The organism is Blautia sp. LMAG:36, from assembly GCF_008680535.1.
Lineage (GTDB): Bacteria > Bacillota > Clostridia > Lachnospirales > Lachnospiraceae > Blautia_A > Blautia_A fusiformis.
The window spans coordinates 293187-310000 of sequence record NZ_NALB01000006.1; the positions used below are offsets into that span (position 1 = coordinate 293187).

Here is a 16814-nt window from a genome sequence, read left to right on the forward strand (position 1 = left end):
ACAACTGAAACAGAATAACGAAGCGTGGCTCAGTTTGGTAGAGCGCTGCGTTCGGGACGCAGAGGTCGCAGGTTCAAATCCTGTCGCTTCGACTAACAGCTTGAGAATCCCTTGGTTGAGGGGTTCTTTTTTTGCTTGTGAAAAATGAAAGAACGTAAGTTTGTGTTACCTCAATGAGAAAAGAAAGGAGAAAGCCTTTGGTGAATGTCCCGAGCATGGCCCACCAGAGTTTTTTTTATATTTACAGATGAAAATATTCTTGAATGCTTTAAATAGCAGTGCTATAATACAAATATAAAGGACAACCGCCCACAAGAGGTTGACCTTATAAGAGAAGATTAGAAAATCCCACCCTGTACTCGGCCAAAGTTTTAGGGTGGTTTTTCTATGTAAAGAATTACTTACAAAACGTTAATACGAACGTAAGCAATGCTAGAATGAACATGCCAAAAGCCATAAGATCTTTGAAGTCAAAATAATTGTTGTTCATCAGCACCACCTCCATCCTTTTGGGACTAGAGGTCAGCCACCCTGTAACACGATTGTTCCTGCACAGTGCAACATATACGGAAAATCCTGACAAGCGCAGAATGTTCTAAGATAGTAATGCTTTTTTGACAAATGTGCAAATTTTCTGTACGTCTTAATTCTTCACCTGTCTGTTAATATTCTGTTTCGGTGTACTGATTCGGGTATAGTCGTATTCTTTCGACTAACAGCTTGAGAATCCCTTGGTTGAGGTTTTTTTATGTTTGTATATCCTGGAGCTTTTTTCAGTTGATGGAATGATTTCTCTCGATCTTCATATATATTAACGAAACCGAAATACCGGAGGGACGTGCGTTGGCTGGATATCAGCGTTTTGTTGCGTATGTGTACGAGTATCGGAAAGGAAAAAAAGATGGCAGCAGTGGTTATGTGAGGGTGGAGGCCAGAGATAGGAAATGCCGTGTGGAGGTTCATCTGCGCTGCGTTGGACTGGAGCCTGGAAGTCGGTGCAGAGTGTATGGGTTTGTGCGGCAGGAAGGGCTGATGGATGGTATTTTGATCGGAAGCTGTGTTACAGGGCGGGAACGGATCGAGTGCGCACTGGAGACGGATACAGGGGATATTGGAGGCATGGGAAAAAGTCTTCAGGAGCTTGGAGGACTGCTTCTGATCTCCGATGCCGGCGGATTCTGGGGAACGGAATGGGATGATCAGCCGATCCGGCCGGAGAATTTCCGCGAGTGGAAGAAAAAAGAAATGGAATCTCGGAAGGAAACGGAGAAAACAGGAACGGAATATCAGAATGCGGCGGAGAAAAAAGGCAGAGAGCGGGAAGAAAAGGAAGAAGAAAATCAAAAAGATGGAACCTTGCCAGAAGTGCAGGAAAATCAGAAGGAGTCAGACAGGATCATGACGGTGGAGGAGATTCAGGAGGATGTATTAAAGACATCGGAAACCGGAAATTCATATCAGGCTCCCGGTCCGCATCCGCCGGAGCCACCGCGACCAGGCCAGCCATCACCACATCCGCCGGAACCACCACGACCAGGCCAGCCGTCACCGCATCCGCCGGAACCACCACGGCCAGGCCAGCCGTCACCGCATCCGCCGAAACCATCGAGACCGGAGCCATCTCGTCCACTTCCGGGAATACCCTGTGATGATCCCTTTAACGACGGCTATTTCACAGACTGCAGCAAGATCAGACCATCGGACTGCAGTGCCTTATGCAGAAAAAACGGCTGCTTCTGCAGCAACCGTTTTGTCATGTACGGATATCAGAATTTCGGCCATCTTCTGCTGTGCAGAAATCCCCGGGGACAGTACATACTGGGAGTACCCGGTGGATACAGCCAGCAGGAACGGTTTATGGCCAATATGTTTGGCTTTCCCTACTTTAAGGAATGTCCGGATATTCATATCCCAGGCGGAAAGGGAGGATACTGGTACTGTTTTATTAACATCTGATCAGAAAAATTTCGGCATCCATGCAGATAAGCAAACAGTTTTGCAAATCCGCAGATCACAGCTCCATACCACGAATTTCTACTACCGGGATCGTCTGAGACAGGATATCCCGGTAGTTTTTCATTTCTTCCTCGGAGCAGGCAGAGAATCCCGGTATCAGAACTCCATCGGAATCCCGGTAAGCCTGGAGATAATAAGCTTTTGCACCGCTTAACCACCGGCTGATCTCCTGAAAATCTTTTTCGGAATGAAGTTCCCTCACAACTGTTGTACGAAATTCATAATCAAGGTGTCCGTCCAGCAGCCATCCGGCAGTTTCCCGGATCCCATCCAGATCAGCATGTACACCGGTAAGCACATGATAGTTGGAAGGACAGGCCTTGATATCCATGGCAACCTTGTTGATCAGGTCAGCTGCTGCGAGATTTTTTACCACGGAGGGGCGGGAACCGTTGGTATCGAGCTTCACATCATAGCCCAGTTCCCTGATCCTGCTGAGAAATTCCGGCAGCTCCGGTGCAAGTGTGGGTTCACCGCCGGAAATACAGACGCCATCGAGAATCCCCTTTCTTTTTTTTAGAAAAGCCAGGATTTCCTCCTGGGAATATTCAGGCTGGGTGTCAGGCTCTACGACAAGAGCTCCATTCTGGCAGAATGGGCAGCGGAAGTTGCAGCCGCCTAAGAATATGGTACAGGCTACCCTTCCCGGATAATCCAGCAGGGTTGTTTTGTTAAATCCACATATTTTCATAGGAAAATCCCCTTGTTTCTCTTATTTATGATACTACAAGCATACTCTCCCCCGAAAAAAGCTGCAAGCCTTTTTAACCGAATCAAGTAAGTTTCCTGCGGAGCTGCGAAAAGCAGTAAGCAGAGATGGGGACTTGCTCATGGAAGAAAAAAACATATAATTTATGGGCTACACCTCTTGGGGCTGCATTGACCTTGTCAGTGCATCTACAGCAGAGCTGAAAAAACGTTACGGCTACATCTACGTGGACCGCAACAACGATGGAACAGGTACACTGAACCGTTATAAGAAAAAATCCTTCTATTGGTATAAAGATGTGATCGCTACCAATGGTGAGTCACTTCACAAATAATCTGGCTGCTTGACTTTCCGGAAAAAAAGCAGATATAATGCATTCATTGACGCAGACAATGGAGTTCGCGAGAGCTTCCGTTGTCTGCGTTTTTCTGTTATACAATAAGAAAACGCTGCAGAAATTAGTGTGGAAATTTCTGTGGCGTTTTTTGTGTTGCAAATATCTGTTTTGCAGCAGATTGACATGAAATACCGGAAAAGCTATAATCGAACGGACAGAAGGCTGAGAACAGTCTTAGTTTGAACAGATAGAATCCCGGAGCTTTTTCCGGAATGTGAAGTTACAGGAGGAGTAAAAACGTGACAGATCAGGAACGTTTTATGAAAGAGGCAATCCGCCAGGCAAAAAAGGCCCGTGCATTGGAGGAAGTGCCGATCGGCTGCGTGATCGTGCATGAGGGAAAGATCATAGCCAGAGGCTACAATCGTCGCAATACAGATAAAAATACCTTATCCCATGCAGAGCTTAATGCTATCCGAAGGGCAAGTAAAAAGCTGGGAGACTGGCGTCTGGAGGGATGCACCATGTATGTAACGCTGGAGCCTTGTCAGATGTGTTCCGGTGCACTGGTACAGTCCAGGATCGATGAGGTGGTGATCGGCTGTATGAACCCGAAAGCAGGCTGTGCCGGATCTGTGATGAATCTTCTTCAGATCGAAGGCTTTAATCATCAGGTAAAGATCACAGAAGGGGTATTGGAAGAGGAATGCTCCGAAATGCTTTCCACATTTTTCAGGGAACTGCGGGAGAAAAAGAAGCAGGCAAAAATCCTGAAGAAGCAGGAAGCAGAGCGCCTTGCCGGGCAGACACAGTCAGAGAGAGCGGAACAGAACGAAAAGTCCCGGGAGATTTACTCTTGACAGAATCCTGTGAAAATATCAAAATAAAATCATAAATGGATTTCACTATTACAGACAGAAAATCCATTCAGGTCAAACGAAAGTCGTTGATACAGGAACGACAGAAAATGGAGGAACAAAAAATGGAACTTGAAGCTTTAAGAAAAGACATGGTAGCAGCAATGAAGGCCAAAGATAAGGTAACAAAGGAAGCAGTTTCCGCACTGATCGCAGCAGTAAAAAAAGCTGCCATTGATGAGGGATGCCGTGATGACATCAAAGGAGAGCTTGTAGACAAAGTTATCCTGAAAGAGCTGAAAACAGCAAAAGAGCAGATCGACACCTGCCCTGCAGAACGTACAGATCTGAAAGAGGAGTATCAGGCAAGATATGATATCATTGCGAAATATGCTCCGAAGCAGATGGATGAAGCAGAGATCAAGGCTTATATCGAGGAGAAATTTGCAGATGTTCTGGAAACAGGAAATAAAGGCCAGATCATGAAGGCAGTTATGGGAGATCTGAAGGGAAAGGCAGACGGCAAGCTGATCAATCAGGTAGTTGCCGGATATTGTAAATAAAATAATAGTACAAAAAATCCCGCCGGATCAGTCATAAATGACGGACCCGGCGGGAATGCTGTTTATATAGAGATCATATATTATAACCTTTTTTACGCGCGCCGCACCTCGGAATGGTCTCACAGACGTTACCTTTACAGTTAACTCAGCCCAGGCACCCTCACGGCACACAAGAGCTTCTGCTTAGTGCTGCTGCATTCCTGCCCTGACACGGTTCACAGATTCCTGTTGCGTAAGACCCAGACGTCAACGCCACTTATAAAGGGCTGCTCTGCAAGATACAAGCCTCAGATTGGCATCACCCCTGCTGTAGCGGATTGCAGGTACAGGGCACCGCTATCTCCCCGGCTGCGCGGAATTTAATTATAGACGCTGAAGCCGGATTTGTCAAGGTACAGACCGAAATAAATCAGTTCATATTAAGTGTACAGTACTGTACCGCCCCGTTTTTGGTGTTGCGAAGGGTGAAGCTGATATAGGCGGACTGCTTCGCGGAAAGGTTTCCGATACGGAGCGTGGAAGAAGAAGCCCCGCTGTTAGGGGCGTTGTAATTGGTACTATACTGTGTATGGGTCCGGTTGTTGTTGAAAGAAACGCCTGTGATCTTCCAGCCATTTGCAGCGGTGCATTTCATGACAGCATTCTTCTGTGCCTTGTTGGCGTAACGAAAGGCGTTATGACCGGATCTTTTGAATTTTCCGGCAAGATTGCCTTTTACACCTGTGATGGAGACGGATTTCAACGGGTTGACATAACGAAGCACCTTGATGGTGGAAGTATAGGTTTTGTTTCCGACCTTGAAGGAAATCTTTCCGGTTCCGGGCTTTTTAACGGCAAAACCGATATTGTAGAAATGATCGGAGTGAGTGTACGGTTTTGCACCCTTGCGGAAAGCCTCCGTGGTACTTTTGAATCTGCTGGAACCGAAGTAATCCAGTGCGATCACAGATCCTCCGCTGACTACTTTAACATTGGATTTGAGAATGTTCTGTTTAGCAGGAATATTGCTGATCGAGATCTCATCGTATCCCAGGTCCTTTCCGGATGTGGGCATATAAACGATCCGGGTTTTGGAATAATTGATCGCTGCACTGGCGGCGAGAGGAGTCATGGCGCATACCATGGCTGCGGCTAATAAAGCGCAGGATAGTTTTTTGAGAAATTTTTTCATAGGACTCTCCTTTCTAGATGAAAATTTTCTGTAAACATACGAAAGTTACTGATAATTTTATTTTACGATGAGATACAGGTAAAGTCAATCAATACACTCGCTGTTTTCGTGCTTTTTTGGCTATTGTACACTGCCTGAAAATGCTTTATAATATTATATTGTGTAAAACTCTGTGAAAAGAGAGGATACAGTAGTTGTTCTGCAGAAATACGTCAGGTGGAATATCTGTCTTATATGCAGACAGCAACAAATAAAATGTGCACATAAGAGGGCACAGAATGGAGGACGCTATGATTAAAAGAATCGGTCTGCTGACAAGCGGTGGTGACTGTCAGGCACTGAACGCAACCATGAGAGGCGTTGTAAAGGGTCTGAGCAACAGCGTTGAGAACCTTGAGGTTTATGGATTTGATGACGGATATAAGGGACTGATCTACGGGAAATACCGTATGCTTACAGCCAGGGACTTTTCCGGAATCCTGACTCAGGGCGGAACTATTCTCGGAACATCCAGACAGCCATTCAAACTGATGCGGGTTCCGGATGAGAAGGGACTGGACAAGGTTGAGGCCATGAAACAGACTTACTATAAGCTCTGTCTTGACTGTCTTGTGATCCTCGGCGGAAACGGAACGCAGAAAACCGCCAATCTTCTCCGCGAGGAAGGCCTGAATATCATCCATCTTCCGAAGACCATTGATAATGATATCTGGGGTACAGATATGACCTTTGGCTTCCAGAGCGCTCTGGAGATCGCAACAAATGCCATTGACTGCATCCATACAACAGCTGCATCTCATGGACGTGTATTTATTGTTGAGATCATGGGACATAAGGTCGGAAGCCTTACACTGAATGCCGGTGTTGCAGGCGGAGCAGATGTGATCCTGATCCCGGAGATCCCATACGATATCAATAAGGTTGTAGAAGCCATCCAGAAGCGTAACAAGGCAGGCAAGCGTTTTACCATTCTTGCAGTAGCTGAGGGAGCTATCTCAAAAGAAGATGCAGAGCTTCCGAAGAAAAAATACAAAGAAAAGCTTGCGGAAAGAGCGAAGAAATATCCGTCTGTATCCTATGAGATCGCAGACCAGATCCAGCAGGTGACCGGAAGTGAGGTACGTATCACAGTTCCGGGACATATGCAGCGAGGCGGAGAGCCATGTGCATATGACCGCGTTCTTTCCACAAGGATCGGTGCCGGTGCAGCGCAGGCGATCATGGATGAGGAATACGGTGTTATGATCGGTGTCATCAACGGCAAGATCAAGAGGGTTCCTCTTGCTGAATGCGCAGGCAAGCTGAAGATGGTATCTCCAAAGGATCAGCTTGTAAAAGCAGCCAAACAGATCGGAATCAGTTTTGGCGATTAATGAATTATGAGTCATCTGGCCGCCGCGGGAGTCTTTCCGCGGCGACTGTGGCGAAGAGAAGGAGAGTTTTATGAGTTATACTGCTCTTTACCGTAAATTTCGTCCCGACAATTTTGACGATGTAAAAGGACAGGATCATATTGTGACAACACTGACCAACCAGATCAAGGCGAACCGTATCGGACACGCATACCTGTTCTGCGGAACGCGTGGTACCGGAAAAACTACGGTTGCAAAGATCCTGGCGAAGGCAGTAAACTGTGAACATCCTGTAAATGGCAGCCCCTGCAATGAATGTGCCATGTGCAAGGCCATTCAGGCGGGAACTGCCATGAATGTGATCGAAATCGATGCAGCCTCCAACAACGGTGTTGATAACATCCGTGAGATCCGTGAGGAAGTGGCTTATCGTCCAACAGAGGGTAAATACAAGGTTTATATCATCGATGAGGTGCATATGCTCTCAACAGGTGCATTTAATGCTCTTCTGAAAACATTGGAGGAGCCGCCTTCTTATGTTATTTTTATCCTGGCGACTACAGAGGCCCACAAGATACCGATCACAATACTGTCCAGATGTCAGCGCTATGACTTTCACCGGATATCCATTGATACCATTGCTGCCAGACTTTCCGAGCTTCTGACAGCAGAAGGGGTGGAAGCAGAGGAGAAGGCTGTACGCTATGTGGCAAAAAAAGGCGACGGGTCCATGCGAGATGCCCTGAGTCTTCTGGATCAGTGTATTTCCTTTTATCTGGGACAGGTGCTTACTTATGATAAAGTCCTGGATGTTCTGGGAGCTGTGGATACAGAGGTATTCAGCAGGCTTCTCCGAAAGGTTCTTTCCGGCGATGTGACAGGTTCCATCCATGTGCTGGAGGACCTGATCACAGGCGGCCGGGAGCTGGGACAGTTTGTATCAGATTTTACCTGGTATATGCGAAATCTTCTGCTTGTGAAGACTTCCGAAAATCCAGAGGAAGCCATTGATGTTTCTTCTGAGAATCTGAAGCTTCTGAAGGAAGAGAGCGGGATGACAGATGTGGAGACGCTGATGCGTTACATTCGTATTTTTTCCGATCTGTCCAATCAGATCCGTTTTGCAAGCCAGAAGCGTGTATTGGTGGAAATCGCACTGATCAAGCTGTGCAGACCGGCCATGGAGACAAATCTGGACTCTGTTCTTGACAGGCTTCGTGTCCTGGAAAAGCAGATGGAGGAACGGCCTGTGCAGCAGGTGATCGTTCGGGAGAGCGAGGCCGGTGGAGCCGGGGAACCGGGGGCGGCAGTGACCGGTACAGCAACGGTACAGCAGCAGAAACCACAGAAGGCAGCTCCTGAGGATCTTCAGAAGATCGTGGCAGGCTGGCGTGCCATCGTGGGTCAGACTACCGGACTTTTCAAGCAGTCCCTGCAGCGTGCAGTCCCCAAGTATAACGGAGAGACAGGAGATCCCATCCTTTATGTGGAATTCCAGGATTTTCTGGGGATGAATTATGTAGACAATCCGGAGGCGAAGAAAGAGCTTCAGGATATTATTGCTGCCCGGACAGGCAAAAGCGTGGAGATACATATGCTGGTAGCCAACAAACATCAGCACACCAATCTCGCGCAGATCACAGTAGACGATGCACTTCGGGAGAATATCCACATGGATATCGTAGTGGAAGAAGACCCGGATGAGGAGTCATAAATCCGTAAACAAAAAACAGGAGGAAAGTATTATGGCAAAAAGAGGTGGATTTCCTGGCATGGGTATGCCGGGAAACATGAATAATCTTATGAAACAGGCGCAGAAAATGCAGCGTCAGATGGAAGAAAACCAGAAAGCTCTTGAGGAAAAAGAGTTTACAGCAACAGTAGGCGGCGGAGCTGTTTCCGTTACAGTTTCCGGTAAACGTGAAATAACAAAGGTCACACTTTCCGAGGAAGCGGTAGATCCGGATGATATCGAGATGCTTGAGGACATGATCGCGGCAGCAACAAATGAGGCGCTCCGTCAGGTTGAGTCCGAGTCAGCAGCAGTGATGTCCAAACTCACAGGCGGCCTTGGCGGTCTTGGCGGAGGTCTTCCTTTCTGATGGAATATTACAGCAGCCATATCAATAAACTTATTGAGCAGCTTTCCCATCTTCCGGGGATCGGAGCCAAATCTGCCCAGCGTCTTGCATTTCATATCATGAATATGCCGAAGGACCAGGTGGAGCAGCTGACCGCCTCCATTACCGATGCAAGGCAGAATGTTCAGTACTGTAAGTGCTGTTACACGCTGACAGATCAGGAGCTTTGTCCGATCTGCGCCAATTCCAAAAGGGATCACAGCACGATCATGGTGGTTGAGAATACCAGGGATCTGGCAGCATATGAGAAAACAGGTAAATTTGACGGTGTATATCATGTACTTCATGGTGCGATCTCCCCGATGCTTGGAATCGGGCCAGATGATATCAAACTGAAGGAACTGATGAAGCGCCTTCAGGGGGATGTAAAGGAAGTTATTGTGGCAACTAATTCCAGTCTTGAAGGTGAAACGACAGCTATGTACATCAGTAAGCTGATCAAACCGACCGGGATCAAAGTAAGCCGTATCGCCAGCGGAGTTCCGGTGGGCGGTGATCTGGAGTATATTGATGAGGTGACACTTCTCCGGGCATTGGAAGGAAGAGTGGAGCTTTAATCGGATCAGGTAAAAAATTCCCTGAGGGATTGCAAAAAGTGATAAGCAGCCAGGAAATTTCCCCAGGTTATAAAGGAGGTGAGACTGGTGGCAAAAAAGAAAGCAACCTCATCGGATGTGGCAGCACGCGCAGGAGTTTCCCAGGCAACGGTATCCATGGTGCTGAACCGGAAATATAATGTTTCTTTTTCGAGAGAAACTGTGGAGCGGGTGGAGCAGGCGGCCAGAGAGCTTGGCTATGAGCTTCCCGGACGTCGGAAACACAAAGCTGACAGAAAAGAAAAGCTGATCGTTGTTTTCTGCCCCACACTCACCAGTCCCTATTATGTACTGCTGCTTCAGGGGATCGAGGCTGTGGCCAATGAGCAGGGATATGGGGTATTTATCTGCAACACCCAGCGCGATGCGGGGTTGGAAGAAAAATATCTCCGTATGATGCAGACCATGCGGCCGGCAGGGATCATCTATACCTGCAATCCTCATCCGGATTTCCAGCATCAGGTAGAAAAGATCGCAAAAGAAACACCACTGGTCATCATCAGCAACAAGGAAAAAACAACCACGGTAGATGCTATCAATCAGGACAACACAGTGGTAGGAAGGCTGATGGCCAGACATCTTCTTGATCTGGGGCACACGGATGTGGCATTTATCACGCCGCCACTTACCAGACGGCAGTGGCAGCGATCCAAGCGTGTGGAGGGCTTTGTTCGCGAGTTTGAAAAAGAGGGAAAAAAGGATCATGTGCTCATCAAGGCGGCAGATGAGTCCAATGACAGAAAAATCCCGCGGATGGATTCCGAGTATGCCATGGGCTACGAGCTGACCATGGAGCTTCTCCAGGAAGGACAGAAATTTACGGCTATCGCAGGACAGAATGACATGATGGCCATAGGCGCCATTGATGCGCTGCATGAAATGAGGATACACGTTCCGAAGGATGTTTCTGTCATAGGGTGCGACAATATTTTTTATTCCGGCATCCGCAGGATCTCCCTGACAACCATTGATCATTTTGTTGCGCTGAAGGGAAGAGATGCCTGCGACATCATCATCCGTAAGATCGACATGAATGATAAATTTTACCTGGATGAAAGACCTGCCAGCCTGTATAATATCGAATATACCCCGAAGCTGATCAAGCGCCGCACGACGGGGTATGCAAGACTGGACAGAAACCAGTCTGATGAACAGAAAAATAAATAATGGCGCAAAAATTATTAATAATAATATATAGAGAGAGTTTCCATGACACATTTGAATAGAAACCTTGTTAGCTACGATAATTACGGCGATATTCGAATTGAGGAAAATGGAAAGAAGCTGTTTTGGGTGAAAAAATTGACAGGCACTATTAATAAAACGCTATTTTATTAATAAAATATTTATTAATAAAAAACAGGTGCCTTGACCCCCGCAATGAGTTTGTTATAATGGAATCATCAAGAAAAAGAACGAACGTAAACAGGAGGAAAAAACAATGAAATTTTTTATCGACACAGCTAAAGTAGAGGATATCAGAGAAGCAAATGACATGGGAGTTATCTGTGGAGTTACAACAAACCCGTCTCTGATCGCCAAAGAAGGAAGAGACTTCAACGAGGTGATCAAAGAGATCACAACGATCGTTGACGGACCGATCAGCGGTGAGGTTAAAGCTACCACAACAGATGCTGAGGGAATGATCCGTGAGGGACGTGAGATCGCAGCCATCCATCCGAACATGGTTGTTAAGATTCCTATGACAACAGAGGGACTGAAGGCAGTTAAGGTTCTTTCCTCTGAGGGGATCAAGACAAACGTTACTCTGATCTTTTCTGCTAACCAGGCACTTCTTGCAGCAAGAGCAGGTGCTACATATGTATCTCCGTTCCTTGGAAGACTGGATGACATCTCCACAGATGGCGTTGAGCTGATCCAGCAGATCGCTGAGATGTTTGCAGTTGCAGATATCCCGACAGAGATCATCGCAGCAAGCGTTCGTCATCCAATGCATGTAACTGCATGTGCACTTGCAGGCGCAGATATCGCTACGGTACCGTTCAAGGTAATTGAGCAGATGACACATCATCCGCTGACAGATGCAGGTATCGCTAAATTCCAGGCTGATTACAAGGCAGTATTCGGTGAGTGATCGAAACCTCTTTTATATACAAATTCCCTGTGAACAGCAGGGCACTAAAAAGGAGACATTAATAACATGGATAAGTTAGAACTTCAGAAAGTTGCCAACGAAGTCCGCAAGGATATCGTAACAGCAGTCCATGCAGCAAAGGCCGGCCATCCGGGCGGATCCCTTTCTGCAGCAGACGTGTTCACCTATTTATATTTTGAAGAGATGAACATCGATCCGAAGGATCCTAAGAAGGCAGACCGTGACCGTTTTGTCCTTTCTAAAGGACATACAGCACCGGGACTCTATTCTGTACTTGCAGAGAGAGGATATTTTCCAAAAGAGGATCTGAAAACACTTCGTCATCTGGGCTCCTATCTTCAGGGACATCCGGATATGAAGCATATTCCGGGCGTTGATATGTCCAGTGGTTCTCTTGGTCAGGGAATCTCTGCAGCAGCAGGTATGGCTCTTTCTGCCAAACTCAGTAATGATGACTATCGAGTATATACATTGCTGGGTGATGGTGAGATCGAGGAAGGCCAGGTGTGGGAGGCAGCTATGTTTGCAGGCTTCCGTAAACTGGACAACCTGGTTGTGATCGTAGATAACAATGGACTTCAGATCGATGGTGACATTGCAGATGTATGCTCCCCGTATCCGATCGACAAGAAATTTGAAGCTTTCAATTTCCATGTGATCAATGTTGCGGACGGCAACGATATGGATCAGCTGAAGGCTGCTTTTGATGAGGCAAGAGCTACAAAGGGTATGCCGACAGCTATCATCATGAAAACAGTAAAAGGTAAAGGCGTTTCCTACATGGAGAACGCAGTAGGCTGGCACGGAAAAGCTCCGAATGATGAGCAGTATGCACAGGCAATGGAAGATCTGGAGAAGGTAGGTGAAGCATTATGTCAGAAGTAAAGAAAATCGCAACGAGAGCAAGCTACGGCAGTGCCCTCATAGAATTAGGAAAAAAACACGAGGATCTTATCGTTCTTGACGCTGACCTTGCTGCAGCTACACAGACAGGTATGTTTAAAAAAGAATTCCCGGAGCGTCACATTGACTGCGGTATCGCAGAGTGCAACATGATGGGTATTGCGGCAGGAATCGCTTCTACAGGTAAGGTTCCCTTTGCAAGTACTTTTGCAATGTTTGCAGCAGGACGTGCTTATGAGCAGGTTCGTAACTCCATCGGATATCCGAAGCTGAATGTAAAGATCGGAGCAACTCACGGCGGTATTTCTGTAGGTGAGGATGGCGCCACACATCAGTGCCTGGAGGATTTTGCCCTGATGAGAGTGATTCCGGGCATGGTCGTTGCAAGTCCTTCTGATGATATCGAAGCAAAAGCTATGGTTGCTGCTGCTTACGAGCATCAGGGACCGGTATACATGAGATTCGGACGTCTTGCTGTTCCGGTTATCAATGACAGACCGGATTATAAATTTGAGCTTGGTAAGGGCATCGTTCTCCGCGAGGGAAAAGATCTTACCATCATCGCAAACGGACTTTGCGTTGCACCGGCTCTTGAAGCAGCTGAGAAGCTTGCAGCAGACGGAATCGATGCAAAAGTGATCAATATCCATACCATCAAGCCTCTGGATGAGGACCTTGTTGTTGCAGCTGCCAAAGAAACCGGCAAGGTTGTAACTGTTGAGGAGCATTCCATCATCGGCGGTCTTGGCGGAGCTGTATGCGAGTGCCTGGCTGAGAAGGCACCGGTACCGGTTAAACGTATCGGAATCCATGATGTATTCGGTGAGTCCGGTCCGGCATTAGAGCTTCTTCATAAATACGGTCTCGATGCAGAGGGTATCTATAAGCAGATCAAGGAGTTCGCATAATCAAGATCAACAGGGGATAAGTCTGTTTCTGCAGGAAGTATCTTAAGGATCCCGCAGGCGATCACATCTGCAAGTGCTACCACGGTGGAGAGCCGGGTAGTCTGCAGGGTAAGCTGCTCCATGATTCCGGCAGTATTTACAATGCCGGTGATATGGATGTCCCCTACAGGTGGAAGATCTTTCTGAACACCAGCACCTGGGTAAAGTGCACCATTTCCAATGGTCACATAGCCCAGGTGTTTTTTTTGTCCAAGAGAAGCGTCTATGGCGATTACAAGGGCGTGTGGATGAAGCCTTGTGATAAGCGATGAAGTTTTTTCCAGGTTCAGGGCATGGACCGGGCAGGAAAGAGTGCCGTAGACAAAAATATGTCCGGTTTCATGAGGATGAAGAAGGTGTCCGATATATGGGCCTAAACAATCTCCGGTAACACGATCACTGCCAATGCATAAAAACACGATCTCAGTCCATTTTTTAGGACAGTGAAGAATGCATTTTTTCAGAAGATAAGCAATCTCGCCGGATGAACCGTTTTTTCCGGCATCAATGTAAAAAGCCATGAGAAACCTCGATTCTTTTTTCACTCTATCATATCCTGAAAAAAGGAAAAATATGCATGGTGCGGAATCTGTCGCTAAATTCTGTGGACAGACTCTTACATTCTGCTAAAATCCGCATTTTTACTGTGCTATGCTTGGACAGAAGGAGTGATATGAGATGATAGAAGTCATTTATAAGGAGGACACAACAGAACAGGAAGCCGCACAGGAATCGTTTTCCATGCCTAGAAATGTAAGGCAGATCGGGCTGGCGAACGGAGATTACAGGATTTATATAGAAGATTATGTATACACATTTCTCTGCAGCCTGGCAGAAGATGAAAAGCCGGAAGGCCAGGGAAGTGTGGCGGTACTTACAGGTGAAATTCAATGGACTGCAGATATGACCTGTATTTTTATAAAAGGTGCCATTGCAGCAGACGGCATGGAGGCTGCGGCAGAACATATTGACTTTTCGGAAAAACTCTGGCAGAAACTGCAGGAGGATAAGGATCAGTATTTTCCGGAGCAGGAGATCGTGGGATGGTTTTTTGCACAGCCTCAGATAGCAATGGAGATCACGGAGCTTTTTGTGAAAGTACATCTCAGACATTTCGGAGGGGAAAAGATCCTGATGCTGATGGATCCTGGAGAACGGGAGGATGCCTTTTTCCGTTATGATGGCGGCATGATGGCAAAACTGAGCGGGTATTATATTTATTATGAGAAAAATTCTCAGATGCAGACGTATATGATCGAACGCAGCCAGAAAGAGGGCGGAGAAGCATCCGAGGAAGTGGAGGACAGGGCTGTCAGAAATTTCAGAAAGATCATAGATAGTAAAAATCCGGAGGAACGGGGAGAAGAGAAAACTTCGGTTTTTTCTTATGCGGCTACGGTGTGTCTGGCACTGGCAGTTCTTGTGGCTGGAGTGGGCTTTTATCGGAATCAGCAGGAAAAAACAGAGGTTCCGGAAGATTATCGCGCTGCTTCTGCTTCGGTGGTGCAGATGACACCTGCAGTAACAGAACCGGTGCGGAGTGTATCGGTTTCGCCAAAGGCGGTGCAGACGCAGAAACCGGTACAGACGCAGGAAGCTGTGCGGGGAACTCCGGTCCCGACGGAAACCACGCAGAAAAGAGAAAAAATCTCAATAACACCGGAACCTCGAAGTTCAAAAAAACAGTCTGTTTCAGAAGCAACGCAAAAAAAAGATAATAAAACAGAAGAGAAAAAAACAGAAGAGACTTCAGCGGCTGCAGGAAATCCTGGAGAAACTTATGTGATCCGCCCGGGAGACACCTTGTATCAGATTAGTCTGAACCGCTATGGCACTGTAGCGGCGATGGAACAGATCTGTGCATTAAACGGAATTTCTGCCAATGAGATCATTTATCCCGGGCAGGTAATTGTACTACCCTGATGGAGTGTGCTATAATAACTGGAAAACCAATTACAAAATAAAATACTTAAGGTAAGGGATACGGTTGTGAATATCATAAAAAAAATACAGAAAAAACAAAAGCGTAAAAAGCTGATGAGGCAAAAAGCCAGGCTTGCACAGGAACAGGTTACACAGGAAGGCGCTCACTACGGGAGAACTTCTCATCGCCGAAGAATTTCAAGAAAGGGGAAAAAGGTGATCACAGCGGCAGTGATCGCTGCAGCAGTCTGCCTGGTTTTTCTCTATGCAGAAAAAAGAAGCTATCACAGCTATAAAGTATTAAATACAAGCGAACAGGAAGATGTTGTTTCCACACAGTATGTGGACATGGATGGAGATATCCTGAGATACAGTCCGGATGGAGTATCTGTTGTGGACAACAGCATGAATACGATCTGGAATGAAACCTATACAATGCAGAATCCTATTGCAGATGTGAATGGAAGCAGGGCGGTTGTTGCAGACAGCGAGGGAACATCGCTTTATATCTGCGACAAAAAAGGTGTAACCGGAACTGTAACAACATCTTATGCTATTGTAAAAGTGCGGATCGCATCGAATGGAATGGTTGCAGTGATCCTGGACAATGATGATAATACCTGGATCAATTTTTATAATCCGGATGGCAGTCTGGTCGCGGAAAATCTGACTAAGATCGATGATCCGGGATATCCCATGGATGTAGCAGTGTCTGATAACGGAGTGATGATGGTAACATTCCAGTATGTTGATGGAAGCAAGACTACCAGCTATGTGGCATTTTATAATTATGGGGATGTAGGGCAGAATGAGGATGATCGGATCGTAAGTGGTTATACCTATGAGAATGTAGTGATCCCGCAGGTGGAATGTATCAGTGACAGTAAGTATATTGCTTTGCGAGATGATGGATTTTCTACTTACCAGGGAAGCCAGATTCCCAAAGAAAGCAAAACAGTCAATGTAAAACAGGAGATCGTAAGTACATTTTTCAGTGATGACAGGATTGGCCTGGTATTTAAAAACAATAATAAAGATGATCTGTATACAATGGAAGTCTATAGTATGAGCGGACAGCTGAAATTCCGTAAAAATTTCAATATTCCATATACGACTATAAAAATGAGCGGAGATAATATCATCATGTATAACAGCTCGCAGATCTGCGTGATGAACAACCGTG

The 16814-nt window shown here is 46.5% G+C and carries 16 protein-coding genes, 1 tRNA gene, 1 other RNA gene and 1 pseudogene (1 of these 19 only partly in view); 15 read left to right on the forward strand and 4 right to left on the reverse strand.

Annotation, left to right across the window (positions count from 1 at the left end; genetic code table 11):
* Window positions 1-18 precede the first annotated feature (18 nt).
* Together CCC17_RS08745 and CCC17_RS08750 are read left to right on the forward strand one after the other, a co-directional pair.
* Window positions 19-92: transfer RNA gene (locus CCC17_RS08745), tRNA-Pro, on the forward strand.
* 751 nt (window positions 93-843) lie between these two features.
* Window positions 844-1956, forward strand: a complete 1113-nt coding sequence (locus tag CCC17_RS08750; protein WP_287082948.1) for a DUF6128 domain-containing protein — start codon at window positions 844-846, stop codon at window positions 1954-1956.
* 55 nt (window positions 1957-2011) lie between these two features.
* On the opposite strand, the gene CCC17_RS08755 is transcribed toward CCC17_RS08750, so the two are convergent.
* Window positions 2012-2707 (reverse strand): anaerobic ribonucleoside-triphosphate reductase activating protein, encoded by a 696-nt coding sequence (locus tag CCC17_RS08755; protein WP_021650953.1) that lies wholly within the window; start codon window positions 2705-2707, stop codon window positions 2012-2014.
* 163 nt (window positions 2708-2870) lie between these two features.
* Here CCC17_RS08755 and CCC17_RS08760 point away from each other — a divergent pair.
* The 3 genes and pseudogenes from CCC17_RS08760 to CCC17_RS08770 form a co-directional block, all read left to right on the forward strand.
* Window positions 2871-3059, forward strand: a pseudogene (locus CCC17_RS08760) (family 1 glycosylhydrolase); the annotation flags it as partial.
* A gap of 302 nt (window positions 3060-3361) precedes the next feature.
* Entirely contained in the window at window positions 3362-3922 is a 561-nt protein-coding gene (gene tadA, locus CCC17_RS08765) for a tRNA adenosine(34) deaminase TadA (protein ID WP_084449135.1), read from the forward strand.
* A 122-nt stretch (window positions 3923-4044) separates the two neighbouring features.
* Complete coding sequence (locus CCC17_RS08770) at window positions 4045-4482, forward strand: GatB/YqeY domain-containing protein (protein ID WP_044961152.1); 438 nt, start codon at window positions 4045-4047, stop codon at window positions 4480-4482.
* Between the two features lie 94 nt (window positions 4483-4576).
* Here CCC17_RS08770 and ffs read toward each other — a convergent pair.
* An RNA gene (gene ffs / locus CCC17_RS08775) (signal recognition particle sRNA large type) lies at window positions 4577-4838 on the reverse strand.
* A 53-nt stretch (window positions 4839-4891) separates the two neighbouring features.
* Window positions 4892-5653 carry a hypothetical protein gene (locus tag CCC17_RS08780; protein ID WP_173775457.1) on the reverse strand — a complete coding sequence of 254 codons (762 nt, stop codon included), beginning with the start codon at window positions 5651-5653 and terminating at the stop codon, window positions 4892-4894.
* Between the two features lie 290 nt (window positions 5654-5943).
* Here CCC17_RS08780 and CCC17_RS08785 point away from each other — a divergent pair, with 290 nt between their 5' ends.
* From CCC17_RS08785 to CCC17_RS08820, 8 genes are all read left to right on the forward strand, one after another.
* Window positions 5944-7026 carry a 6-phosphofructokinase gene (locus tag CCC17_RS08785; RefSeq protein WP_021977972.1) on the forward strand — a complete coding sequence of 361 codons (1083 nt, stop codon included), beginning with the start codon at window positions 5944-5946 and terminating at the stop codon, window positions 7024-7026.
* Between the two features lie 70 nt (window positions 7027-7096).
* The gene (gene dnaX, locus CCC17_RS08790; RefSeq protein WP_092072216.1) at window positions 7097-8719 is read left to right on the forward strand and encodes a DNA polymerase III subunit gamma/tau; all 1623 of its coding nucleotides are present in this window, start codon (window positions 7097-7099) and stop codon (window positions 8717-8719) included.
* 31 nt (window positions 8720-8750) lie between these two features.
* Entirely contained in the window at window positions 8751-9107 is a 357-nt protein-coding gene (locus CCC17_RS08795; RefSeq protein ID WP_015525666.1) for a YbaB/EbfC family nucleoid-associated protein, read from the forward strand.
* Entirely contained in the window at window positions 9107-9703 is a 597-nt protein-coding gene (gene recR / locus CCC17_RS08800; protein WP_173761376.1) for a recombination mediator RecR, read from the forward strand. Before CCC17_RS08795 ends, recR begins: the two co-directional genes overlap by 1 nt.
* Before the next feature lie 87 nt (window positions 9704-9790).
* On the forward strand, window positions 9791-10909 hold the full coding sequence (locus tag CCC17_RS08805) for a LacI family DNA-binding transcriptional regulator (RefSeq protein WP_044961150.1): 1119 nt from the start codon (window positions 9791-9793) through the stop codon (window positions 10907-10909).
* 274 nt (window positions 10910-11183) lie between these two features.
* Entirely contained in the window at window positions 11184-11837 is a 654-nt protein-coding gene (gene fsa / locus CCC17_RS08810) for a fructose-6-phosphate aldolase (protein ID WP_015525668.1), read from the forward strand.
* Between the two features lie 66 nt (window positions 11838-11903).
* Window positions 11904-12743 carry a transketolase gene (locus CCC17_RS08815; protein WP_015525669.1) on the forward strand — a complete coding sequence of 280 codons (840 nt, stop codon included), beginning with the start codon at window positions 11904-11906 and terminating at the stop codon, window positions 12741-12743.
* Window positions 12731-13669, forward strand: a complete 939-nt coding sequence (locus CCC17_RS08820; protein WP_015525670.1) for a transketolase family protein — start codon at window positions 12731-12733, stop codon at window positions 13667-13669. Before CCC17_RS08815 ends, CCC17_RS08820 begins: the two co-directional genes overlap by 13 nt.
* Here CCC17_RS08820 and yyaC read toward each other — a convergent pair.
* A complete protein-coding gene (gene yyaC, locus CCC17_RS08825; RefSeq protein WP_022426512.1) occupies window positions 13642-14229 on the reverse strand; it encodes a spore protease YyaC in 588 nt (195 codons plus the stop codon). The genes CCC17_RS08820 and yyaC overlap by 28 nt on opposite strands.
* Before the next feature lie 157 nt (window positions 14230-14386).
* On the opposite strand from yyaC, the gene CCC17_RS08830 reads away from it, so the two are divergent.
* Window positions 14387-15631 (forward strand): LysM peptidoglycan-binding domain-containing protein, encoded by a 1245-nt coding sequence (locus tag CCC17_RS08830; RefSeq protein WP_287082949.1) that lies wholly within the window; start codon window positions 14387-14389, stop codon window positions 15629-15631.
* A gap of 66 nt (window positions 15632-15697) precedes the next feature.
* On the forward strand, window positions 15698-16814 hold the 5' portion of the coding sequence (locus tag CCC17_RS08835; RefSeq protein WP_287082951.1) for a DUF5711 family protein. Its footprint extends 116 nt past the window's final position; the window shows 1117 of its 1233 coding nt (coding positions 1-1117); the start codon lies at window positions 15698-15700; the stop codon falls past the right edge of the window.